The organism is Nocardia sp. No.11 (genome assembly GCF_038752175.1).
Lineage (GTDB): Bacteria > Actinomycetota > Actinomycetes > Mycobacteriales > Mycobacteriaceae > Nocardia > Nocardia canadensis.
This window is the reverse complement of the sequence record NZ_JBCGFB010000014.1, coordinates 32,465-57,123: the sequence shown is the minus strand read 5'-3', so window position 1 is coordinate 57,123 and position 24,659 is coordinate 32,465. Positions and strand designations below refer to the sequence as shown.

General features: G+C 69.6%; 23 protein-coding genes. 14 read left to right on the top strand and 9 right to left on the bottom strand.

Annotated elements, in window-relative coordinates; genetic code table 11:
- Positions 1-35 precede the first annotated feature (35 nt).
- Positions 36-1,715, top strand: coding sequence for a cutinase family protein (locus V8688_RS07045; RefSeq protein WP_342800441.1), 1,680 nt, complete (start codon positions 36-38; stop codon positions 1,713-1,715).
- Positions 1,716-1,774: 59 nt separating this feature from the next.
- Here the strand turns inward: V8688_RS07045 and V8688_RS07040 are convergent, their stop codons facing one another.
- Together V8688_RS07040 and V8688_RS07035 are read right to left on the bottom strand one after the other, a co-directional pair.
- Positions 1,775-2,668: a DMT family transporter gene (locus V8688_RS07040; RefSeq protein ID WP_218718395.1), complete on the bottom strand. Its 894-nt coding sequence runs from the start codon at positions 2,666-2,668 to the stop codon at positions 1,775-1,777.
- A gap of 121 nt (positions 2,669-2,789) precedes the next feature.
- Positions 2,790-3,959, bottom strand: coding sequence for an MFS transporter (locus V8688_RS07035; RefSeq protein ID WP_218718394.1), 1,170 nt, complete (start codon positions 3,957-3,959; stop codon positions 2,790-2,792).
- Positions 3,960-4,065: 106 nt separating this feature from the next.
- On the opposite strand from V8688_RS07035, the gene V8688_RS07030 reads away from it, so the two are divergent.
- The 5 genes from V8688_RS07030 to V8688_RS07010 all read left to right on the top strand — a co-directional run bounded on the left by V8688_RS07030 (position 4,066) and on the right by V8688_RS07010 (position 9,839).
- The gene (locus V8688_RS07030; RefSeq protein WP_218718393.1) at positions 4,066-4,515 is read left to right on the top strand and encodes a MarR family transcriptional regulator; all 450 of its coding nucleotides are present in this window, start codon (positions 4,066-4,068) and stop codon (positions 4,513-4,515) included.
- Positions 4,516-4,594: 79 nt separating this feature from the next.
- Entirely contained in the window at positions 4,595-5,419 is an 825-nt protein-coding gene (locus V8688_RS07025; RefSeq protein WP_342800440.1) for a hypothetical protein, read from the top strand.
- A gap of 234 nt (positions 5,420-5,653) precedes the next feature.
- Positions 5,654-7,012, top strand: coding sequence for a wax ester/triacylglycerol synthase family O-acyltransferase (locus V8688_RS07020; RefSeq protein ID WP_316573051.1), 1,359 nt, complete (start codon positions 5,654-5,656; stop codon positions 7,010-7,012).
- A gap of 44 nt (positions 7,013-7,056) precedes the next feature.
- A complete protein-coding gene (locus V8688_RS07015) occupies positions 7,057-8,175 on the top strand; it encodes a nitronate monooxygenase family protein (RefSeq protein ID WP_218718390.1) in 1,119 nt (372 codons plus the stop codon).
- A 230-nt stretch (positions 8,176-8,405) separates the two neighbouring features.
- Positions 8,406-9,839: a threonine/serine exporter family protein gene (locus V8688_RS07010; RefSeq protein WP_218718389.1), complete on the top strand. Its 1,434-nt coding sequence runs from the start codon at positions 8,406-8,408 to the stop codon at positions 9,837-9,839.
- A gap of 10 nt (positions 9,840-9,849) precedes the next feature.
- On the opposite strand, the gene V8688_RS07005 is transcribed toward V8688_RS07010, so the two are convergent.
- Positions 9,850-10,617 carry a GntR family transcriptional regulator gene (locus V8688_RS07005; RefSeq protein WP_218718388.1) on the bottom strand — a complete coding sequence of 256 codons (768 nt, stop codon included), beginning with the start codon at positions 10,615-10,617 and terminating at the stop codon, positions 9,850-9,852.
- A gap of 361 nt (positions 10,618-10,978) precedes the next feature.
- Between V8688_RS07005 and V8688_RS07000 the strand changes: the two genes are divergently transcribed.
- A complete protein-coding gene (locus tag V8688_RS07000) occupies positions 10,979-11,656 on the top strand; it encodes a hypothetical protein (RefSeq protein ID WP_342800439.1) in 678 nt (225 codons plus the stop codon).
- A gap of 5 nt (positions 11,657-11,661) precedes the next feature.
- Here V8688_RS07000 and V8688_RS06995 read toward each other — a convergent pair whose 3' ends face one another.
- A complete protein-coding gene (locus V8688_RS06995) occupies positions 11,662-14,034 on the bottom strand; it encodes a lysylphosphatidylglycerol synthase transmembrane domain-containing protein (protein ID WP_218718386.1) in 2,373 nt (790 codons plus the stop codon).
- Between the two features lie 160 nt (positions 14,035-14,194).
- On the opposite strand from V8688_RS06995, the gene V8688_RS06990 reads away from it, so the two are divergent.
- Positions 14,195-15,124 carry an NAD(P)-dependent oxidoreductase gene (locus V8688_RS06990; RefSeq protein ID WP_316573053.1) on the top strand — a complete coding sequence of 310 codons (930 nt, stop codon included), beginning with the start codon at positions 14,195-14,197 and terminating at the stop codon, positions 15,122-15,124.
- A 3-nt stretch (positions 15,125-15,127) separates the two neighbouring features.
- On the opposite strand, the gene V8688_RS06985 is transcribed toward V8688_RS06990, so the two are convergent.
- Positions 15,128-16,069 carry an MBL fold metallo-hydrolase gene (locus V8688_RS06985; RefSeq protein WP_218718384.1) on the bottom strand — a complete coding sequence of 314 codons (942 nt, stop codon included), beginning with the start codon at positions 16,067-16,069 and terminating at the stop codon, positions 15,128-15,130.
- 141 nt (positions 16,070-16,210) lie between these two features.
- On the opposite strand from V8688_RS06985, the gene V8688_RS06980 reads away from it, so the two are divergent.
- Together V8688_RS06980 and V8688_RS06975 are read left to right on the top strand one after the other, a co-directional pair.
- Entirely contained in the window at positions 16,211-16,600 is a 390-nt protein-coding gene (locus V8688_RS06980) for a hypothetical protein (RefSeq protein WP_218718383.1), read from the top strand.
- The gene (locus V8688_RS06975) at positions 16,597-17,727 is read left to right on the top strand and encodes a cation:proton antiporter (protein WP_218718382.1); all 1,131 of its coding nucleotides are present in this window, start codon (positions 16,597-16,599) and stop codon (positions 17,725-17,727) included. The genes V8688_RS06980 and V8688_RS06975 overlap by 4 nt, the downstream gene beginning before the upstream one ends.
- 18 nt (positions 17,728-17,745) lie before the next feature.
- Here the strand turns inward: V8688_RS06975 and V8688_RS06970 are convergent, their stop codons facing one another.
- From V8688_RS06970 to V8688_RS06960, 3 genes are all read right to left on the bottom strand, one after another.
- Positions 17,746-18,138, bottom strand: coding sequence for an RNA-binding S4 domain-containing protein (locus V8688_RS06970; protein WP_218718381.1), 393 nt, complete (start codon positions 18,136-18,138; stop codon positions 17,746-17,748).
- Between the two features lie 3 nt (positions 18,139-18,141).
- A complete protein-coding gene (locus tag V8688_RS06965) occupies positions 18,142-18,702 on the bottom strand; it encodes a C40 family peptidase (protein WP_189031567.1) in 561 nt (186 codons plus the stop codon).
- Positions 18,703-19,030: 328 nt separating this feature from the next.
- Complete coding sequence (locus V8688_RS06960) at positions 19,031-19,324, bottom strand: hypothetical protein (protein ID WP_218718380.1); 294 nt, start codon at positions 19,322-19,324, stop codon at positions 19,031-19,033.
- 109 nt (positions 19,325-19,433) lie between these two features.
- Here V8688_RS06960 and V8688_RS06955 point away from each other — a divergent pair, with 109 nt between their 5' ends.
- The 3 genes from V8688_RS06955 to V8688_RS06945 all read left to right on the top strand — a co-directional run bounded on the left by V8688_RS06955 (position 19,434) and on the right by V8688_RS06945 (position 22,320).
- Complete coding sequence (locus V8688_RS06955; RefSeq protein ID WP_218718379.1) at positions 19,434-20,615, top strand: AAA family ATPase; 1,182 nt, start codon at positions 19,434-19,436, stop codon at positions 20,613-20,615.
- A gap of 271 nt (positions 20,616-20,886) precedes the next feature.
- A complete protein-coding gene (locus tag V8688_RS06950; protein ID WP_218718378.1) occupies positions 20,887-21,837 on the top strand; it encodes an alpha/beta hydrolase in 951 nt (316 codons plus the stop codon).
- Between the two features lie 192 nt (positions 21,838-22,029).
- A complete protein-coding gene (locus tag V8688_RS06945) occupies positions 22,030-22,320 on the top strand; it encodes a hypothetical protein (RefSeq protein WP_071930967.1) in 291 nt (96 codons plus the stop codon).
- 58 nt (positions 22,321-22,378) lie between these two features.
- Here V8688_RS06945 and V8688_RS06940 read toward each other — a convergent pair whose 3' ends face one another.
- Positions 22,379-23,563 (bottom strand): acetyl-CoA acetyltransferase, encoded by a 1,185-nt coding sequence (locus V8688_RS06940; RefSeq protein WP_218718377.1) that lies wholly within the window; start codon positions 23,561-23,563, stop codon positions 22,379-22,381.
- A gap of 247 nt (positions 23,564-23,810) precedes the next feature.
- Here V8688_RS06940 and V8688_RS06935 point away from each other — a divergent pair, with 247 nt between their 5' ends.
- Entirely contained in the window at positions 23,811-24,641 is an 831-nt protein-coding gene (locus V8688_RS06935; RefSeq protein ID WP_218718376.1) for a hypothetical protein, read from the top strand.
- The last annotated feature ends 18 nt before the right edge of the window (positions 24,642-24,659 follow it).

Genomic DNA, 24,659 nt, shown 5'->3' with positions numbered 1-24,659 from the left:
TGCCCACCTGTAGGTCATTCGAACGGGATCACACAATGAAACTGCGCGAGTTCCTTGCGAAACATCGCATCGCTTCGGCTGTCGCCGCACCGGCGGCGCTGGGTGTCGCGGCCATCGTCGCCGCGTCGTTCGCGGTGACGTCGCAGCCCGAGTCCCCCACCTACCAGCTCACCACCTCCGTGACCGAGTGCCGCGAGATGGTGACCATCTCGGTCGCCGGCCGCAACGACACCCCGGTCGAGGGCACGACGGCGATGCTGCTCGACGCCAACGGCAACCCGCTGCCCGCCGCGCTGTCGGGCGATCACAGCAGCGTGTGGGTCGATCCGGTGGTGAACGCGCCGCGTGACGACCTCGCCGAGGGCGAGTACGCGGCGATCTACATCGCCTACCCGGCGGACATGCGGACCTATGAGGACGCGGTCAACCAGGGCGTGGCCAACACCCAGCAGGTGATGCGCGAGATCTCCGCCGCCTGCCCGGACACCAAGTTCTCCATCGTCGGCTACAGCGAGGGCGCCGACGTCGTGCGTCGCGTCGCCGAGGGCATCGGCAACGACGACCCCGCCGACGGCTACTCGGTCGTCGATCCCGACGACGTGCTCGGCGTCGTGATGTTCGCCGACGCCGGTCGCAAGGCGGGCGACGGCACCTTCATCGGCGCCGAAGACCCGTTCGCCAACCCGGACGGCTTCGATCAGAAGTACCAGAACGGCACCAAGCCCATCTCGGGTCAGGGCGTGACCACCGGCGGCGGCTTCGGCGCGCTGAACGGCAAGATCGCTTCCTTCTGCTCCGAGGGCGACCTCACCTGCGCGGCGCCGGAGAACATCTCCCTGCTGCAGCTGGCCGCCAATGTCGGTCGCCAGATCAACGTCGACGACCTGCAGCGCGACGGCCTGACCCCGGCCACCGGCCAGGACATGGCCTTCACCCTCGGCCGGATCGCGATGGCGGCCTTCTCCGACATCGCCGCCAACCCGAACTGGATGGCCAGCGACGAGACCTTCCTCGACGTGCTGCTGAAGGTGTCGGATCCGGACTACAAGCCGGGCGAGACCAAGGCGCCCGCCAAGGCCGACACCATCGCGGCCGAGCAGGTCTCGCCGCTGGCGTACCTGCCGCAGAAGGTGTTCAACGAGATCGTCGGGCTGATCGTGACGAACCAGAACACCATCCCGGTGGCGTTGAGCGACCCGTACCAGCTGACGCTGGGCCCCAACGGCACCGGTCATCACTTCGACTACTGGCGTGATTCCGACGCCGCCAACGGCAAGCCGATGACCTCGGCCGAGTACGCCGCGGCGTGGCTGACCCACCTGGCCAAGCAGGCGCAGGCGGGCGAGACGGTGGATACCAAGTCGGCGCCCACCGATGCCGATGTGACCGCCGCGCTGGCCGCGCCGACCAAGCCGGCCACGACCACCACCGCGGCGGCGGCGAGCACCACGACGTCGAAGTCGGCGACCAGCGCCGCCGAGACGACGACGCCGACCACCACCTCGCCGACCGGCACGACGACGACGCCGTCCACCACGACGCCGTCGACCACCGCGCCGTCGACCACGACGCAGGCCCAGGAACCGGTGGCCAACCAGGCCGAGGCCCCCGCGCCGAAGACCACCACCTCGGCGCCCGCGCCGACCACGACGGTGGCACCGACCACGACCGTCGCGCCGACGAGCACCACGACCACCACGGCGCCGACGAACTGATCCGGGTCGAACGATCCCCGGTGGGCGGCGTTATCCGTTGCCCACCGGGGATTTTCGTGTCAGGAGGTGACTTCGGGTACCGGCGCGGGCAGCGTGTCGCGCACCCGCGTGGTGCGTCGGGTGCCGATGATCGACCCGATGACGACCAGCGGGAACCCGATCGCCATGCCGATCGTCAGCGGTTCGCCCAGCGCGGCGACGCCGAGCACGATCGCGACGGCGGGGTTGATGTAGGTGATGACGGTGGCGCGCGCCGGGCCGACCTCGGCGATGAGCGCGAAGAAGACGAGAAACGCGGTGGCCGTGCAGATCACGGCCAGGCCGAGGATCGACCAGGCGGCGTCGGCGGGGATGTGGGCGGGCCAGGACGCGGCGGTGAACGGGGTGTACACGAGCGCGGCGAGCAGCAGCGACGCCGTGACGACGCCGAGCGCGGGCAAGTCGGCCAGGGTGCGGTCGTAGATGATCGGACCGATGGCGTAGCCGACCGTGGTCACCGCGACGGCGGTCAGCGCCATCGGGTCGGTCAGGTCGAGATCCAGGCCGACCAGCGCGGCGACGCCGGCGAAGCCGATGAGCAGGCCGATCGTGCGGCGGCCGTCGAAGCGGTCGTGGCCGAGCAACGTCACGATGACGATCGCGATCAGCGGGACCGCGGCCACGAGCAGGCCGACGGTGGAGCTGTGCAGGGTCTGCTCGGCGTAGCCGAGCAGCACCCAAGGACCGACGATCTCGATCGCGGTGTAGGCCAGCAGCATTCGCCAGCGGGCGAGCACGCCACGGAAGGCATTGGTATACAGGGCGATCGGCAGCAGGAGCAGTCCGCCGATCGCGGTGCGCCCGAAGGCGACGACCACCGGGTCGATGCTCTCCACCGCGATCCGGATCATCGCGTAGGGCACGCCCCAGATCACGCCGAGCGCCAGGAACAGCACCCATCCGCGCTTACTCACCGATCACCACCGTTTCCGTTCCGCGGCGAGATCCGCACTCGCCCGGGTCATCCTATGATTTGGCACGGTAGTCAGCCGAGTGGCCGGAGTGACATCTTTCGTCAACATCCGGCCACGCCGACTAGACGGCCACAGACTCCCGCACCCCGGGCGCGTCGGCTCGCGTGGCCGCGATCAGCACGACCAGCCCGGTGACGGCGAATCCGGCGCCGACCCACAGCGGCGAGACCCAACCGAAGCCCGCGCCGATCGCCAGGCCCGACAGCCAGACGCCGAGGAAATTGCCGACATTGAACGCGGCGATGTTCGCCGAGGACGCCAGCGTGGGCGCGTCGGCCGCATGCTCGAGCACGCGCATCTGCAGGCCGGGCGTCGCGCCGAACCCGAAGAAGCCCATGGCGGGTAGCAGCAGGATCGCGGCGATCTCGTGGTCGGCCAGCAGCGCGAACGCGACCAGCGCGAGCCCGAGGGCAACGGTGAGCGCGAGCAGGGTGCGGGTCAGCGCGCGGTCGGCCCAGCGGCCGCCGAACAGATTGCCGAAGAACAGCCCGACGCCGAAGAGCACCAGCAGCCACGGCACCACGCCGTCGGAGAATCCGGTGACCCGGGTCAGCAGCGGTTCGATGTACATGAAGGCGCCGAACATGCCGCCGAAGACGAGCACGGTCATCGCCAGCGAGTACCAGACCTGGGTGTTGCCGAACACCGACAGCTCGGCGCGCAGGTTCGGCCGGGCGCTCGACGCGGGCGCGTCCGGCACGAGGGCGGTGATGCCCGCCAGCGCGACCAGTCCGACGACGGTGATCACCGCGAACGTGGCCCGCCAGCCCCACTGCTGACCGATGAAGGTGCCCAGCGGAACGCCGAGGACATTGGCGATGGTGAGCCCGCCGAACATGATCGAGATGGCGCCCGCCTTCTTCTCCGGCGCCACCAGCGAGGCCGCCAGGACCGCGCCGATGCCGAAGAACGCGCCGTGCGCCAGGGCCGCCAGCACGCGTCCGCCGAGCAACGCCGCGTACCCGGGCGCCAGCGCCGAGGCGGCGTTGCCCACCGTGAACAGCACCATGAGCAGCTGCAATGCCCGCTTGGGCTGCCAGCGATTGACCACCGGGGTGAGCGCCAGCGCGCCGACGACGACGGCCAGCGCGTAACCGGAGATGAGATAGCCGGCGGTCGGCACGGAGACGCCCATGTCGGCGGCCACCGCCGAGAGCAGACCGGCGATGACGAACTCGGTGAGTCCGATGCCGAAGCCCCCGAGCGCGAGGGCGATGAGACCGAGTGGCATGTGAGCGCTTCCTTCCGTTCTACGCCGATAATACGCGTGTGCAACTAACGCTAGGCGACGATAGTTGCACACGCGCTCTATTGCAACCGCCAGCTATACTCGGCGCATGGGTATTGCGGATGACGCCGTCGAGGTGCGGGCGACCGGCTGGCGCACCCTGGCCGCGCTGCACGGGCACATCGAGACCGCACTCGAGCGCGAGCTGGTGCGCGAGCACGCACTGTCGGTCGTCGAATTCACGGTGCTCGACGCCCTGGCCCGCCAGGACGGCTGGCACATGCGCATCTCGCAGCTGGCCCGCGCGGCGGCGCTGTCGGCCAGCGCGACGACCCGGCTGGTGAACCGGCTCGAGGATCGCGGGTTCCTGGTCCGGGTGTTGTGCGCGGACGACCGGCGCGGCATCTACACCGAGCTCACCGAAACCGGCAGGGCCGCCTACGAAAAGGCGCGTCCCACGCACGATCGGGTACTGGAACAAGCGCTTTCGGACGCCGAGCAGATCCCCGAACTGGCGCCGCTCGTCGGCTTCCTGCACCGCGTTCCCACGTCCCGCTGACCGCGACACTCCGTACGACATCGCCAGGCAACGCGCCGATCATGATGACTGCGCGGTGCCTCGGTGCAATGATCGGCTGGTGACTCAGTGGCTCCCACTCCTCGGTTCGCTCGTCGTCGCCGCCGCAGTTCTGGTCGGTGTCATCGCCAACAACCGCACCCACCGCGAGGGCATCGCGGCGGCCGACGAGCGCGGCAGGCAGGCACTCGACGCCGCGCAGCGCAATGTCGAGCTGTCGAACATGGTGGGTGACCAGCGCGATCACGAGGCGTGGCGCCGGGAGGCGGTGCTCGCTGCGGTCGCCTCGATCCTCGAGACCTCGGCCTCGGTACGCGCCGATCTGACCAGCTGCGGGGAGTGGGACCTCGTCACCACGGAGGAGATCGACAGCGTCGGCGCCCAGATCCACAAGGTGATCTGGGATCGCCCCAACGGCATGCTGACCCGGCTGCGGGTCGTTGCGCACCGCCGGATCCCGAACAAGTGCGAAGACCTGCTCCGCACCCTCACCGCCGCCCAGCACATCACCATGCAGCGACTGAAGCTGCACATCGACGTGGAGGCCACGGTCGAGGAGCTCGAGGAGATGGCGTCGCTGTGGCAGAAGGCCATGCGGCACGCGGCCGAGCAGGAGCGGGCACTGGTGGAGACCACCAGGATCGAACTGGGCATCGACATCGCCACCACGAAAGGCCCTGCCGTCGCGCCGGTTCCGGCGCCCGAGCCGCAGGCGCCCGAGCCGGTCGCGGAGCCGGTCACCGAGCCGGTCGCCGAAACTCCCGTCGAGGAAACGGGTTTCGAGCCGGCGGTCGAGCACCAGACCGCCGAGCTGCGCATCGCCGACCTCGCCGACCTCACCGACGCCACGGTCGAGACGCGTCAGGCCGCGCCCGCCCAGGTCTGACCCCCCAGCGCGGCATCGGTGCCCCTGCGCCTGATCCGCTCGAGCATCCCGTCGGGTTCGCGGAACGCGCCTCCCCGGTCGGGTAGTACGGCGGTGTGGTCGTTCACCTGACGCGAGCGGGGTGAGCCGGGTAACTTGGAAAGCGGCATGTGATGCGTCACCGTGCCGACCCGACAGCGTGGTCGATCGTCTACAGACTTGCACCGAACCACTCTCGTCAGGGGGCGATCTGTTATGGAGTTCATCGCGCCGTTGGATGCGCTGTTCCTGCTCGCGGAATCCCGTGAGCACCCGATGCACGTGGGCTCACTGCAATTGTTCGAGCCGCCCGAGGACGCGGGCCCGGACTATCTGCGCGAGTTCCGCGATATCCTGCTCGCCGACAAAACCTTCCGGCCCACCTTCCGCAAGCGCCCCGCCACCTGGCTCGGCGCACCCCAGCTGGCCTGGACCCAGGACGACGACGTCGACCTGGACTTCCACCTACAGCGCAGCGCGCTACCGGCGCCAGGGCGGATCGGGCAGCTGCTCGACCACGCCTCGACCCTGCACAGCGCCCTGCTCGACCGGCATCGCCCGATGTGGGAGATGCATTTCGTCGAGGGCCTGGCCGACGGCCGGTTCGCGCTCTACTCGAAGATGCACCACTCGCTGATCGACGGTGTCTCCGCGCAGCGTCTACTGCGGCGCACGCTCACCACCGACCCGTTCGCGACCGAGATCAAGACGCCGTGGAACCTCCCGCGCAAGCAGCGTCCGGACGCACCGCGCGAACAGCGCTCCCGGCTGGGCGGACTGCTCGGCGGCCTCGGCGCGGCGAGTTCCTCGACCGCCGCGCTGATGCGGGCGACCCGCACCGGGCTGCTCCAGCAGCAGTTGACGCTGCCGTTCGAGGCGCCCCGCACGCTGTTCAACGTGCCGATCGGCGGCGCCCGCAAATGCGCGGTGCGCACCTGGTCGATGGACCGCGTCAAGCAGGTGAAGAAGGCGACCGGCACCACCGTCAACGATGTGGTGCTGGCGATGTCGGCGGGCGCGCTGCGCGCCTACCTGCTCGAACGCGACGCGCTGCCGGACAAGCCGATGATCGCGATGGTGCCGATGTCGCTGCGCGACGAGGACGACACCGACACCCAGGGCGTGAAGATCGCGGCCCTGCTGTGCAATCTGGGCACCGACATCGCCGATCCACTGGAGCGGCTGCGGGTGGTGAGCGAGTCGACCCGGCGCAACAAGGAGGTCTACCGCTCGCTGACGCCCGCGCAGACGCTCGCCGTCGCCGGGGTGATGCTGAGCCCGATGGCGGCGATGCTGCTGCCCGGCTTCGCCTCGATGGCGACGCCGCCGTTCAACATCGTCATCTCGAATGTGCCGGGCGCGCGGGAGCCGCTGTATTGGAACGGCGCGCGACTGGACGCGAGCTACCCGCTGTCCATTCCGCTGGACGGCCAGGCCGTGAACATCACCCTCACCTCGAATGGCGACAACCTCGATTTCGGCCTGGTCGGCTGCCGACGCACCCTGCCCGACCTGCATCGACTGCTCGATCACCTGGAGGATTCGCTGACCGAACTGGAGGACGCGGCCGCCTGAAAATTGCCCCTTATCGGGCAAACTAGAACGTGTTACAGTTCGGTATGCGTACCGAATTCTGCGAACAACTCGGCATCGAGTTCCCCATCTTCGCCTTCACTCACTGCCGCGACGTCGTGGCTGCGGTGAGCAACGCGGGCGGACTCGGCGTGCTCGGCGCCGTCGGCTTCACCGCCGAACAGCTCGAAGTGGAGCTGGCCTGGCTCGATGAGCACGTCAACGGCATCTACGGCGTCGACCTGGTGATCCCGTCGAAGTACGAGGGCAAGGGCGTCGAGGGCCTGACCCCCGAGCAGCTGGAAAAGCAGCTGGCGCAGATGGTTCCGCAGGGCCATCGCGACTTCGCCCAGAAGATCCTGGCCGACCACGGCGTACCCGCGCTGCCCGACGGTGAGCACCACAACGAGCTGCTCGGCTGGACCGCGACCACCGCGGGCCCGCAGGTCGACGTGATCCTCAACCACCCGAAGGCCAAGCTGGTCGCCAACGCCCTCGGCACCCCGCCCGAGGACGTCGTCAAGCGCATCCAGGACTCCGGCCGGGTGATCGGCGCGCTCTGCGGGTCGGTCAAGCACGCGATGAACCACAAGGCGGCCGGGCTGGACTTCGTGGTCTGCCAGGGCACCGAGGGCGGCGGGCACTGCGGCGAGGTGTCCTCGCTGGTGCTGTGGCCGCAGGTCATCGAGGCCATCGGCGATACGCCGGTGCTGGCCGCGGGCGGCATCGGCAACGGCGCGCAGGTCGCGGCGGCGCTGGCGATGGGCGCGGCGGGCGCGTGGACCGGCTCGCTGTGGCTGACCGTCGAGGAGGCCAATGTGCCGCCCGCGCAGATGGACACCTACCTCGACGCCACCAGCCACGACACCATCCGTTCGCGCTCCTGGACCGGCAAGCCCTGCCGCATGCTGCGCAACGACTGGACCGACGCGTGGGAGGACACCGAGAACCCCGACCCGCTGCCGATGCCGCTGCAGATGATGGTGGCCCTCGACGGTGTGAAGCGCGGCCACCGCTACCCCGAGGCGGCCAAGGACGTGAACTTCAACCCGGTCGGCCAGGTCGTCGGCATGATGAACAAGATCGAGCGCAGTGCCGACGTGGTCAACCGGCTCGTCGAGGAGTACGTCACCGCCTGCGACCGGCTGACCAAGCTCAACGGCTGAGCGACGGGGCTCGGGTAGCCTTCCAGCTACCGGTCTACCCGGCCCCGATGAACCCGGTCCGCACGCCCCGACCTCGCGGAGGGGCAGGCCGCGAAGCGGCCGTCGCGGCCGTCTCGCCGATCAGGTGCCGTTACGCAAGCGATGCAGGAGCAAGCGACGGCATCTGATCGGCGAGACCAAGGGGCCGCGACTCGAGCGCGCCAGCGCTCCGAAAACACTGCGGCGGTGACATGGCTTCGGACGGCAAGAGCTCTTCCTGGGCAGCGACGCGGCGCCGGGTCACCCGCGCCATCGCCCGGGTGCGGGCCGACTACATCGCCGGCCCGCCCGCGCCGCCGCGTCCGGCCGACCCGCCGGTACCCGCCGACCTGCTGAATCTGCTGTGCCGCATCGGCGTGGCACTCGTCGGCGCCAGCGAGACTTCGGCACGCGTGCAGGAGATCCTGGACAAACTGTCCAAGCGCTACGGCACCGACAACATCCACTTCATGGTCCTGCCCACCGCGGTGTTCGTGCGCGTGCGCACCCCGGACGGGTCCGCGATCGACATGCTCGACGCCTCGGTCGGCACGCTGCCGCTGGACCAGATCGCGGGGCTCTACCGGCTCATCGACCACATCGAGGCGGACGCGCCGCCGCCGACGGAAGCGTCGAAGGAGCTCGACGCGATCCTGTCGGCCGAACCGGGCAGCCCGCCGTGGCTGATCCTGCTCGGCCAGGTGGTGCTGACCGTCGGGCTGGGGATGATGCTCAATCCGGCGGCCAGGGCACTGGTGGGCTATGTGGTGCTCGGGCTCGTCGTCGGCGCGCTGACCCAGCTCGCCGACAAGGTGCGGCTGTTGTCGCTGGCACTGCCGGTGGTCGCGGCGGCGCTGGTCGCGGTGCTGGCGTTCGGCTTTCCCGGCACGCTGTCGGGTGGTCAGCCGACCCAGCTGGTGATCCCGGCGATCGCCACGCTGCTGCCGGGCGCGATGCTCACCAACGGCACGATCGAGCTGGCGACCGGGTCGATGGTCGCGGGCGCGAGCCGGGTGGTCTACGGCATCAACATGCTGTTCCTGCTCGCCCTCGGCCTCTACGTGGGCATCAGTCTGCTGGGACCGCTGTCGAATCCGGCGGTGAGCCAGGCCCAGCTGGGCTGGTGGGCGCCGGTGATCGGGGTGCTGCTGATCGGGTTCGGACACTCCTGGCGATCGAGCGCGCCGCAGAACTCGGTGGGGTGGCTGCTGCTGGTCCTCTACGTCACCTACCTGGCGCAGTTCGTCGGCAAGACGCTGTCGGGGCCGCTGACCGGCGCGTTCCTCGGTGGTCTCATCGCGGTGCCCGCCGCGTATCTGATCCAGGGCCGCAAGCACGCCCCGCCGCGGCAGGTGGCCTTCCTGCCCGCGTTCTGGATGCTGGTGCCGGGCGGCATCAGCCTGACCGGGATCTCCGAGGTGGTCCTGCACACCACCGGCACCACGGCGGCGAGCGGACTCGAGGTGGTGGTGTCGGCGCTGCTGTCGGTGATGTCGATCGCGCTCGGGGTGATGGTCGGCTCCGGCCTGTCCTCGACGCGGACACCGCATGTCGGCCCCATCATCGATTCGATGCTGCCGCAGGGCCATCACCTGCCGTGGTATCACCAGGTGGAGACCACCAAGCCCGCCGACCCAGACAGCTGAGACGATGCGGTCAGGCGGTCGCGGCCGTGGTTTCGATCGGCGTCGCGCCGACGAGTTCGTCGAAGCGGGCGATGACCTTCTGGTGGTAGAGCGCGAACAGGTCCTCGAACAGGGCCAGTTGCGCCTCGGACGGGCCCGAGTCGGCGTCCCACACCGCTAGCAGCGCGCGCCAGACGAGCACGTGCAGATCGGCGGCGACGGCGAAGTAGGCGGCGACCGCCTCGGGCACCTCGGTGACCATGTCGGCGACCGAATTCAGCACGGCGCGTTGCATGCTCATCCCGAGCACGCCCAGCAACTTGCGCACCAGCGCGATCTCGGCGGTGATGATCCGGACGTGGTCGGGCACGCTCTGCCGGGCCATCGCCTCGAGCTCGTCGACGGCGGCGGCGAGCTCCGCCGAATCGAGCACCTTCTCGGCGGCGGTGTAGCCGAGCAACGCCTCGAGCACGATGCCGCGCTCCACCTCGACGATGTCGGTGAACATCTCGGCGGCGACGGCGGGCGCGGTGACGGAGAACCGGAACAGATGCCGATAGACATCCATGCCGCCCTCTTCCCTGACGTCACGGATGGTGAAACCTTTGCCGCGCCGGGCCTCGACGAAGCCGTAGGACTCCAGCCTGCCGAGGGTGAGTTGCGCGGTGGCCCGGTTCATCCCGAATTCGTCGGCGACCTGGCGGACCGACGGCATCAGTTCGCCGGGCCGGTATTCGCCGGTCGCGACCCGGCGCGCCAATTCGTCGGCGACGTCGGCGACCACCGTCCGGGATCCCATCGAAACAACACCTCTCGGTCATCATCCGGCTACGTCCCAGACAGTTTATGCGCTCGAACCGCACCCCGCACGCACCCGCGACGGCTGTGGGGCGGTTCACGTCGGGCGGCCGATCGCTGGGCGGAACCGACCGTACGGACTTCTCGGCAAGCCACGGGCAACTCCCGGAATGTCCGGTAGCACGCGAGTCGACCGGGGAAAACATAGCGGGGAACGCGTCCGTGTGGATCAGACAGCATTGCGCGCCACCATGATTGAATACGCGAGCAACGGGGGAGCTAAACATTCACCTGGAGGTTGGCGTGCAAACCACTCGGCTCGCGGCGGGCGCCGTCGCCGGACTCGTCGTGATCGCGGGTCTTTGACCGGCACCTCGATCGCACCGCTGCCGCCGCCGAGCCCGACCCACCCGCCCGCGCCGGAGCCGCCCCCGCTCGCCGACGTGAACTGCGGCCCGGTCACCGGCGGCAACGGCGGCACCGCCGATGTCATCGCCTTCGCCTCCGACGCGGGCAGGCCGGGCTGTACCGAGGCCGTCAACGTGGTCGCCGACTACCTCGGCACCCCGCGCACCGGCGACGCCGCCGCCGTCGACGGCTGGACCTGCGCGCCGCAGCCCGACACCGCCGTGCCGCACATCTGCGTCAACCAGGGCCTGACCATCGGCCTGCGTGGCGACGCCGCACCCGCCACCCCGCCGCCGCCCGCGACGACACCGATCCGCACGGTCGACCCGACCAAGCCGCCGGTCACCACCACCAGCGACGTCCCGCCCGCGCCGTCACCGCTGCCCGAGGACGTGAACTGCGGCCCGGTCACCGATGCCGGTGGGCACAGCCGCACGGTGATCGCGGTCGGCACCGCGGCAGGCCGGCCGGGCTGCACCGTCGCGATCGACGTGGCGACCAGCTACGTCACCACGATCAGCCCGTCGGATTCGGTCGTCGTCGACGGCTGGCAGTGCAACGCCCAACCCGACCCCACCACTCCGTCGGTGTGCGCCAAGGACGGTCTGGTGATCGCCCTGCGCGCCGACTGAGCGCCTCAGATCATCTGCTTCTCGCCCATCCAGCGCATGATCGGCCAGCCGAGGGCGACGGGAATCCAGCAGGTCAGCACGCGATAGAGCAGCACGGCGGGCACCGCGATCTCGGCCGGAACACCGAAGGCGGCCAGACCACCGATCAACGCGGCCTCGACCGCGCCGACGCCACCCGGGGTCGGCGCGGCCGAGGCCAGCGTGCCGCCGATCATGGTGACGATGGTGACCGCGACGAAATCGGTACCACCGCCGAAGGCTTCGACACTGACCCACAGCGCCAGCGCCTGCCCGAGGGTGATCGCGCCGCATCCGCCGACGATCATCGAGAACCGGATGGGATCGCGGGCCAGGTCGACGAGTTCGCCGAGAACCTCCTTGAGCTGCGGGCGCACCGAGTGATTCACCCAGCGGCGCAGTTTCGGCACGAACATGAACGCGCCGATCAGGCCGACACCGACACCCGCGGCCAGGTACAGCACGGTCGCGTCCGGCACGATGTGCGCGAGATTGGTGGAGGTGCCCGCCACCACGCTGAACACGACGAGCAGCACCAGGTGCGTGATCACCTGCACCGATTGCTGCAGCGCCACCGCCGCGGTCGCGCGCATGGTCGTCATCCCGGCCTGTTGCAGGAAGCGCACGCTCAGCGCCAAACCGCCGACGCCCGCCGGCGTGGTGGTGGCGACGAAGGTATTGGCCAGCTGCTCCAGGAACAGATCGCGGAACCGGACGATCCAGTCCGCGCAGGCACCGAGCGCGGCGGCCGCGCCCACATACGTCAGTGCCGAGATCACCAAGCCGAGCAGCGCCCACCACCAGTTCAGCGTGCGCAGCTGACTGAAGAAGGTCGGCACCTGGCTGAAGAACGGATACGCCACGTAGACCAGGGCGAACAGCAATACCAGCTGAATGAGCTGATTGCGGGTGAAGCGGGTGAGCTGTTCGGGATGGATGCGGTCGTGCCCGGTCTGCTCGCGGACCTCCTCGCGCGCGGTCGCCAGGACCTTGGTCCACTGCGGCACCGACTTGCGGATGCCGGTCGGCATGGCCGATTTGGTGAGCCGCCGGGCCGCGGTGACCACCGCGCTCTCGCCGAGCACCTCGATCGCCGCCGACACCGCCTCGTGCTTGCCGTAGAGCGAGGTCGTCGAGACCAGCAGCTGGGCGATGTCGGTCTGGCGCTGCGCGTCGGCCGCGCCGAACTCGGCGAAGGCGAAACCGCCGAACAGGGTGTCGCCCTGGTGGACTCGCACGTAGTCGGGTTGCAGGTCGCCCATGCTGATCTGGTTCTCGTGCAGGCGCAGCAGCGTCCGCCACACTCCGGGCAGCACCTGCGCGGACAGCTTGCGGATCGGGGTGCCGCGGGGAACGGTGTGCGCGTACAGCATCCAGCCACGGTCCAGGCCGGCGACCGCGACCTGATGACTGTCGGCCATGCCGAGGTCGCCGATGGCGATGCCCATCAGCGCCCGGTGTTCCACCGCGCGGTGCATCGAACCGTGCAGCGGCGCGGTCTCGCTGGAGCGGAAGGTGATCCAGCGCCACAGCTGCCGGATCGCGCCGAAGCTGCGCTGATCGCGGCCGTACAGCTCGACGACGATCTCGGACTCGGGTCCGTCGACGTCGGTCGCCAGCAGCAGCGGACCGCGTCCGGCGGGCCGGTCGACCCGGAAGGCCCGCACCGTATAGCCGCGCCGAGCCAGCACCCGCACCGCCGCTTCCAGCGGCACCTCCAGCGCCGGGGTGCCGACCAGCCAGACGATCACCGCGCCGACCAGCCAGCCGACCACCAGCCCGAGCATGGCCCGCGCGGGCACCACCGAGCTGACGACCAGATGGATGGGCGCGAACATCAACAGCAGAAACCACATCCACCGCCGCGGCCGCGGCGGCAGCCACGGACTGGAGACGGTGAGCATCGCCGCGAGCATCGCGATCCAGCGCGGGTCGTCGAGGAACTGCGAGAGGAAGGTGTCGAAGCGATCCGGTGCGGGCAGATGCCATTTCGGAGTGGAGATGCCCGCGCCGGTGATCGAGAGCGCCAAGACCGCGAGCAGCCCGGCCGCGGCGTAGCCCGCCAGCAGCTTCCACTGCCTGCGCAAGACCAGCTCGATCAGGATCGCGAACGGCAGCGCGAGGATGAGCATGCCGTAGACCAGATACACCAGGGTGGACTGGTCCGGGCTGAGGAAGTCGACGATCTTGGACACCGACCGTTCCAGCGCCAACCACTCCGGCCTGGTGATCAGCGAGCCCGCGACCACCACACCCACCCCGATCGCCGCCAGCACGACCCGGATGATGTCGCTGGTACGCCGGATCAGCGGCTGCAGGAGACTTCCCGTGACCGGGATCTCCCGACCGTCGACTCGCATGAGCCGCACGATACACACCGACACGCCGTCGACCCGCCGTGACATCGGCCCAATTCCCGGCCACCGTACACCGGGTGAAGCCCATCACAGACCGTCACATCGCACCGGCTCGATCCGTCCAGGAAGCAGGGAAACACTCACTCCGCCGGAAGGAACTCCCATGCAGGTTCTGCTCGCAGGCGCCACCGGCGCCATCGGCCGTCCACTGATCCGCGCGCTGACCGCGAACGGGCACCGCGTGTCGGCCATCGTGCGCAGCCCCGACGCCCATCCGCTGGTGCGCGAGCTCGGCGCCGACCCGGTCACCGCCGACGTGCTCGATCGCGACGGGCTGCTGCGCGCGCTCGACGGCACCGCGTTCGACGCCGTCGTCCACGAGGCGACCGCGCTGCGCGATGCCAAGGTGCAGCGCCGGATTCCGGCCGATGACCCGACCGGCCTGCTGCGCACCGTCGGCACCGCCAATCTGCTGGCCGCGGCCGAGCTGGTCGGCGCGGGCCGCTTCGTCACCCAGTCGCTGATCCTCGGCTACGGCTACCTCGATCACGGCGACCGGCCGCTGACCGAGCGCGATCCGTTCGGGGTGTACACCGGTGGCGTCGCCGACGAGGTGGTGCGCGCGACCGTCGCGGGCGAGCAGCAGGTGTTCGAGGCGCCGGGCGTCGACGGCATCGCGCTGCGGTACGGGCTGTTCTACGGGCCGGGCGCGTTCAGCGACCTGTTCGCCGACATGATGCGCAAGCACGCGCCGGTCGGCCCGCTCGGTGCCGGCGGGGTGAACAGCTGGATCCATGTCGAGGACGCCGCCGCGGCGACGGTCGCCGCGCTCGACCGCGGTACGCCGGGCAGCGCCTACAACCTGGCCGACGACACCCCGATCACCTGGCGCGAGTTCTTCGCCGAGGTGGCCCGCAGCCACGGCACGCCCCGGCCGATCCGGCTGCCCGCGTGGATGATCCGGCTGGCCGTGCCCTATATCGGCGCGCTGATGGCGGACACATCGATGCGGATCTCGAGCGCGCTGGCGCACGCGGAGCTGGACTGGCGGCCGCGCTATGCGAGCGTGGCCGAGGGGCTGGCCGCGCGCTGAGGCTCAGTGCGGGGCGCGGGCGGTGACGGCGGCGCGATCGTGGCCGGGGATCAGCTCGATCTCCTCGGGCAGCGCGTGCAGCCGGTGCACCGTCTCGAAGGCGGTATCGCGATCGTCGTCGACGAGGTCGCCGGGCAGCGGGGCCTTCTCGCGCAGCAACTCCACCTGCAGCGTGCTCCACACCGCGTCGCCCGCGAGCAGCACCCGCGACCCGTCGTCGACGGCGAGCAGCACGCCGATGCTGCCGGGCGTGTGCCCGGGCAGGTCGACCAGCACGACCGAGCCGTCACCGAACAGGTCGTGGCTGCGGGTGAAGGTGAGCACCGGCGGTCCGTCGAGGTCGTAGAGGTCGAACACGCGTCCACGCAGGGGGCCACGGGCGACACCCAGCGGGGCGCGCGATCCGCCCATCGCCCAGCGGTATTCGACGCCGGGCACCCGGATCGGCACCCAGCCGGGCAGCTCGTAGAGCCCGGCGACGTGGTCCCAGTGCAGGTGCGTCGGCAGCACGAAATCGATGTCGGCGCCGGTCAGGTCGTGGGCGGCGAGGACTTCGCTCAAGCCGCGCACCGGCTGGCCGGGGGCCACGAGCAGCGGGACGGGGAACGGCAGTTCGGGCAGCACTCGCTCGTGCACGCCCGCGCAGATCGCCGGGTCGACCAGGAAGGTGGCCGACGGGTGGCGCACCAGGAAGGTCGACATGGTCAGCGGCGTCGACCGCAGCGTCCGCACGCCCTCGGCGACGATCGCTGTCGGCGCGGACATCTCGGCCTGGACCAGCGCGGTGAGCGAGACCGTCGCGCGCGCGGGCGGCAACGGCGCCGATTCCAGCGCGGCCAGGAACGCGGTGTCGGCGGCGCGCGGCCACAGCAGCCGCGGAACCGTCGCGACGACAGCGACACAGCAGGCGAGAAGCGTCGATAACATCGTGCTGCGCTCACCCATAGCTGCCACCGTAGGCGATAGCCCACACCCCGACCACCGCGTACTTTTCGGGGCCCGCCGCCCGGATACCGATCGCGCAAACAAACGACAACATCCAGCGACTCTCCCGCTAACCCGGCCGCAGCGGCGGATGATGATTCGATGGCAGACCAAATCATCCAGGTGCAATGGAAGGCCACCCCGGAGGAACACGACTACCCGGCCGCCGCCGACTATCTCGAACTGCTCGGCGACGCGACGGTGGTCGAGGCGATCGTCGCCGACCTCCGCAGCGCACCGGTGGTCGTGAAGAAGGCGAAAGACATCCTGCGCGCCTCCCAGCTCGAGGCCCTGACCCCGGACAATCCCCACGTGCGCAAGGACCTGCTCAAGATCAACGAGGGCAAGAAGCTCTCGCCGATCCTGCTGGTCCGCGGCGACTGCCGCAAGAACGTGCCGATGCTGATCGCCGACGGTTACCACCGGGTCTGCGCGCTCTACTTCGCCGACGAGAACGCCGAGATCCCCGCCAAGATCGCCGCGATGCCGTGACCTTCGCGACCCTGGCGCTGATCGTCGCGCTCGGGGTGATCGGACCACTGCTCGCCCTGCCCAAGCGGCTGCATCTGCCGGTCATCCTGGGTGAGCTGCTGGCCGGGGTCGTCTTCGGTACGACCGGGTTGCGAATCCTCGACGCGAGCGATCCGATCTTCGTGTTCCTGGCCGACATGGGTTTCGCGCTGGTGATGTTCGCGGCGGGTACGCACGTGCCGGTGCGCGATCCCGCCGTGCGCGGCGCGCTCGGCGCGGGCGCGCTGCGAGCGGTGCTGGTCGGCGTCGTCGCCGCGGGCGGGGGCTGGGGCGTGTCACAGGCCTTCGGCATGGGCCACACGGGGATCTACGCGGTGCTGATGGCGTCGTCCTCGGCGGCGATGGCGTTGCCGATCATCGACTCGCTGCGCCTGAGCGGACCGCCGGTGCTCGCGCTCACCGCGCAGGTCGCCATCGCCGACACCGCCTGCATCGTCGCGTTGCCCCTGGTCATCGATCCGGACAACGCGCTGCGGGCCGCGATCGGCGCGGTGGTCGTCGCGGCCTGCGCCGGCGTGATGTTCCTGATCCTGCGGTATCTGGAGAAGACCGGCGCGCGCCGGCAGGTGCACGAGGTGTCCGAGGAACGCAAGTTCACCCTCGAGCTGCGGGTGAGCCTGGTGCTGGTCTTCCTGCTGTGCGGCGTGGCCAGCTCGATGCATGTGTCGATCATGCTCGGCGGCTTCGCGGCCGGGCTGGCGGTGGCGGGGATCGGCGAGCCCCGGCGCGTGGCCAAGCAGGTATTCGCGATCAGTGACGGGCTGCTGGCGCCACTGTTCTTCGTCTGGCTGGGAGCCCGACTCGACCTGCGCGAACTCGGCGCGCATCCGCAGTTCATCCTGCTCGGCCTGACCCTCGGCGTCGGCGCGGTCGTCGCGCACTGGACCACGCGGGTGCTGGGTCAGCCGCTGTCGTACGGGACGCTGGCGGCGGCACAGATCGGGGTGCCGGTCGCCGCGGTGACGGTGGGCAGTCAGCTGGGCATGCTCGTGCCGGGCGAGGGTTCGGCGATCATGCTGGCCACCCTGTGCACGATCGGGATCGCGACGATCGCGTCGAGCAGACTGGCGGCGAAGGTATCGACCTAGCGCGTGGTCAGAGCTGCGCTAGTCGGTGCGGCCCATCAGTCGATCCGTTTCGCGGCGTTCCCGCTTGGTCGGCCTGCCCGCACCTCGATCGCGCTGCGGGATCGAGGCGAGGACTTCCTTCGGCGGTGGCGGCGGGCTGCGATCGATCATGCACTGCGCGGCGATCGGTGGCCCGACGCGCTTGTGGATGATCCGCTCGACGACGACGATGCGTTCGAGGCCCGCGTGCTTGATCCGGATCTCGTCACCGATCCGCACCTGCTGCGCGGGTTTGACGGTGACACCGTTGATTCGCACATGCCCGGCGCGGCAGGCTTCCGCCGCCGCCGAGCGTGTCTTGAACAAGCGCACCGCCCAGATCCACGAGTCGACGCGGGCCTGGGTGACGGAGCGTTGTTCCGCGGGGGTCACCCCTTAGACGATACGGCGAGCCGTGACGACGTCGTCGGCGCTGAGGTGGGTGTAGGACACCGGGGTGCCCGACTGCACCGCGTTCAGCAGCTGACCGTTGCCGGCGTAGATGCCGACGTGACCGCCACCGTTGGTGATGACGATGTCACCGGCCTGCAGGTTGTCGAAGGACACCGGCGCGCCCACGTGGGACTGCTCGAAGCTGGTGCGCGGCAGTTCGATTCCGGCCTGACGGTAGGCCCACTGCACGAGGCCGGAGCAGTCGAAGCTCGACGGGCCGGCGGCACCCCAGCTGTAGACCGCGCCGAGCTTGGTCCGCGCCGCGTCCAGGGCGATGTTGCCCGCGGACTGCTGCTGCTGGAAGGGGTTGTCGAAGGTGACGCTCGGCAGCTGCGGGGCGGCCTGGCCCTGCGGGGCGACCATCGCCTGAAGCTGCTTCTCCACCTGCTGCGCGGGCTGCTCGAGCTCCGGCGGCAGATCGAAGTTACCGAGGCCGGGAATGTTGATCGTGGCGGCCTGCGAAATCGCAGGCATCGCACCAGTCGTGGCGGCCACCGCACCCATGACGAGCGCACCCTTGACGGAATTCGGCAGTCGAGAATCCCGCTGCAAGCTGTGTTTACCCACCGAGACGAGTCTCCGATCTTGCTGCTCCACCACCGGGTCGTCGGAATCGCTTGGCGACGACAACTATTCGGCGGTGACTCAATGGCGCCGTTTCTCTGACGAAGCGACAGACTCCACTAAGTCACGAGAAGATTACGGCCTGTGATGGAAGCTGTCCAGCGAAGCACGCAAGTTGTTTTCCCGCACTCGGGAAAGCCCTGGACAAGCGCTGTCGTTCCGGCGTGTCGCCGCGCGTAACGGTCCGATATCCCGATCGGCCGTCGCGTTATCGGGCGCGGCCGTCGCGCCCGCCGAGCACCTGTTCGAGGTCGGCGATGCGGGTGCGCGCGTCGGCCAGGTCGATCTCGAGCCGCCCGAGCGCGATCAACAGCGGGCCCAGCGCCAGCGCGGCCAGCGCCTCCGGATCGTCGCCGCCCTCCCCCTCGACGGCGGCCCGCAGGAACACCCGGATCGACTCGGTCAGGTGCGCGTCCGCAGGCAGCCGCAGGCCGTCGAGGAGGGCGGCCGTCGAGGTCGCCATCGGCTCTCCGTGCGCGTCCCACTGGGGTTCCTCGGGCATGTCACTCCGTTCCGCTGCGATGACGTCGTCTCCGGTTCGCTAGCAGTATCTAGGACACAGCCCAGAGTTACCGAGATTCCCCCGCTGATCCGCGCTACGGTTGTCCGGCATGGACCCCGTGCGCAATCCCTACGCTCCCGGCGCCGGCCAACGTCCACCCGAATTGGCCGGACGTGACAAGCAACTCGCCGCCTTCGACATCGTGCTCGAGCGGGTGGCCAGGGGCAGGCCGGAGCGCAGCGTGATGCTCACCGGGCTGCGCGGGGTCGGAAAGACCGTGCTGCTCAACCAGCTTCGTTCGGCGGCGATCTCGCGCGGCTGGGGCACCGGCAAGATCGAGGCGCGACCGGACCAGGATCTGCGCAGGCCACTGTCCTCGGCGCTGCACATGGCGGTGCGCGCGATCGCGATGGCGCACCGCAATCCCGAGCACGTCGACGACTTCCTCGGCATCCTCAAGGCCTTCGCCCTGCGCGCCACCGCCGACAAGGGCATGCGCGAACGCTGGCAGCCCGGCATCGATGTGCCCGCGGTGACCGGCCGCGCCGATTCGGGCGACATCGAGATCGACCTGATCGAGCTGTTCAAGGAGGCCGCGGCGCTGGCGGCCGATATCGGCGTCGGGATCGGCATCTTCATCGACGAGATGCAGGATCTCGGCCCGGCCGACGTCTCGGCGATCTGCGGCGCCTGCCACGAGCTGAGCCAGGACGGCGCGCCGCTGATCGTCGTCGGCGCCGGGCTGCCGCATCTGCCCGCGGTGCTGTCGGCTTCGAAGAGTTACTCGGAGCGACTGTTCAGTTATCACCGCATCGACCGGCTCGACCGGCAGTCGGCCGACCTCGCGCTGATCGCCCCCGCCGAGCGGGAAGAGGTGAAATTCACCGAGGACGCGCTGGACTCGCTCTACCAGAAGGCCGACGGCTACCCGTATTTCGTGCAGGCCTACGGCAAGGCGGCCTGGGACCAGGCGCCCGACAGTCCGATCACCGCCGAGGACGTCGAGGTGGCAGCGCCCGCCGCCGAGGAGGAACTGGCGGTCGGCTTCTTCGGCTCCCGGTACGAGCGCGCGACGCCCGCCGAGCGCGAGTACATGCGCGCGATGGCCGACCTGGCCGGCGACGACGGCCCGGTCGCCACGTCGGCGGTAGCCGCCGAGCTCGGCCGCAAGCCGGCCTCGGTCTCGCCCGCGCGCGACGGGCTCATCAAGAAGGGCCTGATCTACTCGGCCGAGCGCGGCACGATCGGTTTCACGGTCCCCCACTTCGGCCGGTATCTGCGGAGCGTATAGCCCTCTACTTCTCTCTAGCTACTTTCCTAGAAGGACTAAGACAACCCTCGAGAGAGCTCTCGACGACGATCTAAGGATCTCTAGTTAGAGGGCTAGATAGCCGAAGAATCTCCTGCATAACGACCAGGGCCCGCCCGGATTCGGTTGCGCATCGGCTGGATAACGCCAGGATTGGCGGGCTAACGGGCCGGAAATCTGATTCGAATAACTCAGTACGCGACTCTCCTCATGGCGGGCCGCGGCCAGCGCTCCAGAACCACAGGAGGCCGCTATGTCGAAGTCGTTCGCCACCACCGATCTTCTCGGTCGGCGCGCCACCGTCGTCACCGACGACGGTGTGCCGATCGCGGTCCGCACCTTCGGGGCCGCCGACGCCGCGCTGACCGTCGTCTTCGTCCACGGCCACTGCCTGCACACCGAATCGTGGGCGTTCCTGCGCGAGCACCTGCTCCGACACTGGGACGCCGACACCAGGATGGTGTTCTACGACCACCGCGGCCACGGCGAATCCGGCCACGCCGACCACGCGACCTACACCATCGATCAGCTGGCCACCGACCTCGACGCGGTGCTGCGCGCCGTCGCGCCGACCGGGCCGGTCGTGCTGGTCGGCCACTCGATGGGAGCGATGGTGCTGCTGGCCTACGCCCGGCTGTTCCCCGCGTCCATCGGCACCCGCGTCGCCGGGATCGGACTGATCGCGGGCGCGGCGGGCGGGATCACCGAGGTCGGCCTCGGCCGACTGCTCAATCGGCACGCCGTCGCCTCGTTACAGCACGCGGTCCTGCGCGCACCCCGGGTGATGCAGGCCTCGAAGCGCTTCTCCCGCTGGATCTTCGGGCCGCTGATCCGCGAGGCCGCCACCGGCACGCGGCGGGTGAACCCGCGGGTCGCCGCGGTGGCGACCGCGATCCTGAACGAGACGCCGCTGCTGACGATGTCGGGCTTCCTCAGCTCGCTGCTGACCTTCGACGAGGCGCGCACCCTGGCCCGGCTCGGCGATCTGCCCACCCTGGTGCTGGCCGGCTCGGCCGATCTGATGGTGCCGTTCACCCACTCGGTGGTGCTGGCCTCGCAACTGGCGGGCGCCGAACTGGTGCGGATCGAGGGCGCCGGACACAGCGTCATCCTGGAGCGCGCCGAGGAGGTCGCGACCTCGATCGCCGTGCTCGTCGAGCGGGCCGCCGCCGGGGTCCGCAAGCACTACGCGGTCGCGGGCTGAGAACCGGAGTTACCGGACGGCAATCGCCGAATCCGGGCCAACTCCGGGCGTAAACCGAAAAGCTCGGTTATTGTGGTGGAGATCACGTTGTGTGGTGAGTCACACGGCTCGGTGCAGTGCGGCCCGGGAGTTCACGGGCGTGCCAGGTGATCCGGCGAGTCGGTATGCCCGCCATATACACAGGAGGTAACGATGACACGCAGCGATATCGCGGAACTGCGCTACGCGGTCGGTCAACTCCGGCAATCGATCGGCGCACTGCGCTCCAACTACGGCGACGCGGCCACCGTGCGCCGGCTGGAGAACGACCTCGAGCGGCTCGTCATCGATGCCGAGGAGTTCGAGCAGGCGCCACCGCCGGAGCTCGCCGTCCCCCGCAGATCCGAACCGATCTACGTCCCGGACAGCAAGTCCGACGAGGCCGCCTGGATGGGCGCTCAGGACGAGGGCCTCGGCTTCCACTCCCGGCCCAGAACCAAATAGTCAGACCTGTTCACCGGCGCGGCGGTCCTGCCACCCAGGGTCGCCGCGCCGACCCCTGTCAGGCGCGGTGTCGGCCGAACCGGCGTCCGGGGCGGACGCCGTGGAACCGGGCGCCGCGCGGGGTCTCCGACGGTTCGTCGGAATCGGCCGATTCGAACAGCGCCGCGATCCCGTGGTCGTGGCCGAGCGCGATGGCCTCCAGGCCGTAGCGGCCGCCGCAGCGGCCCAGCTCGTGCAGCATCGTCGTCATGATCCGCAGGCCGGTGGCGCCGACCGGGTGCCCGAGGGCGATGTCGGAGCCGTTGACGTTGAGCCGGTCGTGCGGGTCGAGTTCCCATTCGGTGGCCAGGGCGAGCACCTCGACCGCGTAGCCCTCGTTGATCTCGAGCAGGTCGATCTCGTCGAGCGAGCAGCCGGTGCGGGCCAGCAGCTTCGATACCGCGGGCGCCGCGCCGAGCGCCGGGCCCTCGCTGTCGCAGCCCGCGGCGGCCCAGCCCGCGAGGAACGCCATCGGGGTCAACCCCAGTTCGTCGAGCCGGTCCTCGGCCACGACCAGGCACGCCGACGCGCCGAGCCGGTGCGAACTCATGTTGCCGATGGTGACGACGCCGTCGACGAGCAGCGGCCGTAACCCGGCCAGGGTGTGCGTCGACAGGTCGTCGCGCACCCCCTCATCACGGCGGATCTGGTGTTCCAGCGCACCCGCGGCGACGCCGACCGGCACCACCTCCGCGCCGAACGCGCCCTGCCGCCACGCCCGCGCCGCCTTGCGGTGGCTGGCCACGGCGAATTCGTCGGCGGCATTGCGGTCGATGCCGTAGTAGTGCGCGAGCCGCTCGGCGTTGTGCAGTCCCTCGCGACCGCCCGGCAGTCCGGCTTGGGCCGGCGAGCACTCGACGCCGCCGGCCACCACCACGTCGGCGGCGCCGGTCTGCACCATCATCGCCGCGGTGATCACCGCCTGCAGGCCGCTCCCGCCGTGCCGGTCGGTGAGGAATCCGGGCACCGCGAAGGGCAGGCCGGCTCCGCGCGCGGCCAGTGCGCCGATCGCGGGCACGTCGGAGAGCCCGCCGTCGACACACGCCATCGCGACGTCCTCGATGCGTAGCGGGTCGATCCCGGAGCGCTCGATCACGGCCGACAGGACCGTGGTCGCCAACCACTCGGCGGGCATCCCGGACAGCGCGCCACCCTCCACGCCACTGGGCGTGCGGACGGGTGCCACGATCGCGGCTCTTCTCATTGCTCGTCACGCTCCTTTCCCCGGTGCGGGGAATTCCAGTGACAGGGCACCACAGGTTTGTTGCACCGGCGTGACCGACTGTCACGGGAGTTATTGCTGTGACGGAGATCACCGATGGGTGGAACAGGCGGTTGCGTGAGACCCGGCTCGAGCGGCGAGAACACAGGCGTATGGTGCTCCACATCACAATCCATCGCGGTGGGGAATGATCAACCGCCGCACGGCCTAGATCAGCGAGGCATCCACCGTGAGTGCCGCACCGACCACCAGCCCGTCGTCCGGGACGGGCGTGTTCAGCAAGACGAGGGCCCGCATCGCCGCGCGGACCCTGCGCACCGACCGCTGGTGGCTGCCACCACTGCTCACCGCGATCGGTCTCGGCGCCTTCGTCGTCTACGCGACGATCAGATCCTTTGTGCGCACGGCGTATTGGGTGCCGCAATACCACTATCTGACGCCGTTCTACTCCCCCTGCCTGAGCGACTCCTGCGTCCCGGGATCGAGCCACTTCGGCACGCCGTTCGGCGAGCTGCCGATGTGGATCCCGCTCGGGTTCGTGGTGCTGCCGTTCCTGCTCGGCTTCCGGCTGACCTGCTACTACTACCGCAAGGCCTACTACCGGTCGGTGTGGTTCTCCCCGCCCGCCTGCGCGGTCGCCGAACCGCACGCGCGCTACACCGGTGAGTCGCGACTGCCGCTGATCATCCAGAACTCGCACCGCTACTTCTTCTATGTCGCGCTGCTGGTCTCGCTGATCAACACCTACGACGCGATCACCGCGTTCCACGGGGAGACCGGCGGTTTCGGCTTCGGCCTCGGCAACATCGTGCTGCTGGTCAACGTCATCCTGCTGTGGGCCTACACGTTGTCGTGCCACTCGTGCAGGCACATCGCCGGCGGCAGGCTCAAGCACTTCTCCGCCCATCCGGTGCGGTACTGGTTCTGGACCCAGGTCTCCAAGCTCAACACCCGCCATATGGCGCTGGCCTGGACCACCCTCGGCACCCTCGTGCTCACCGACTTCTACGTGATGCTGGTGGCCAGCCAGACCATTTCAGACCTGCGGTTCGTCAACTGAATCGCGTCGACACCAGGA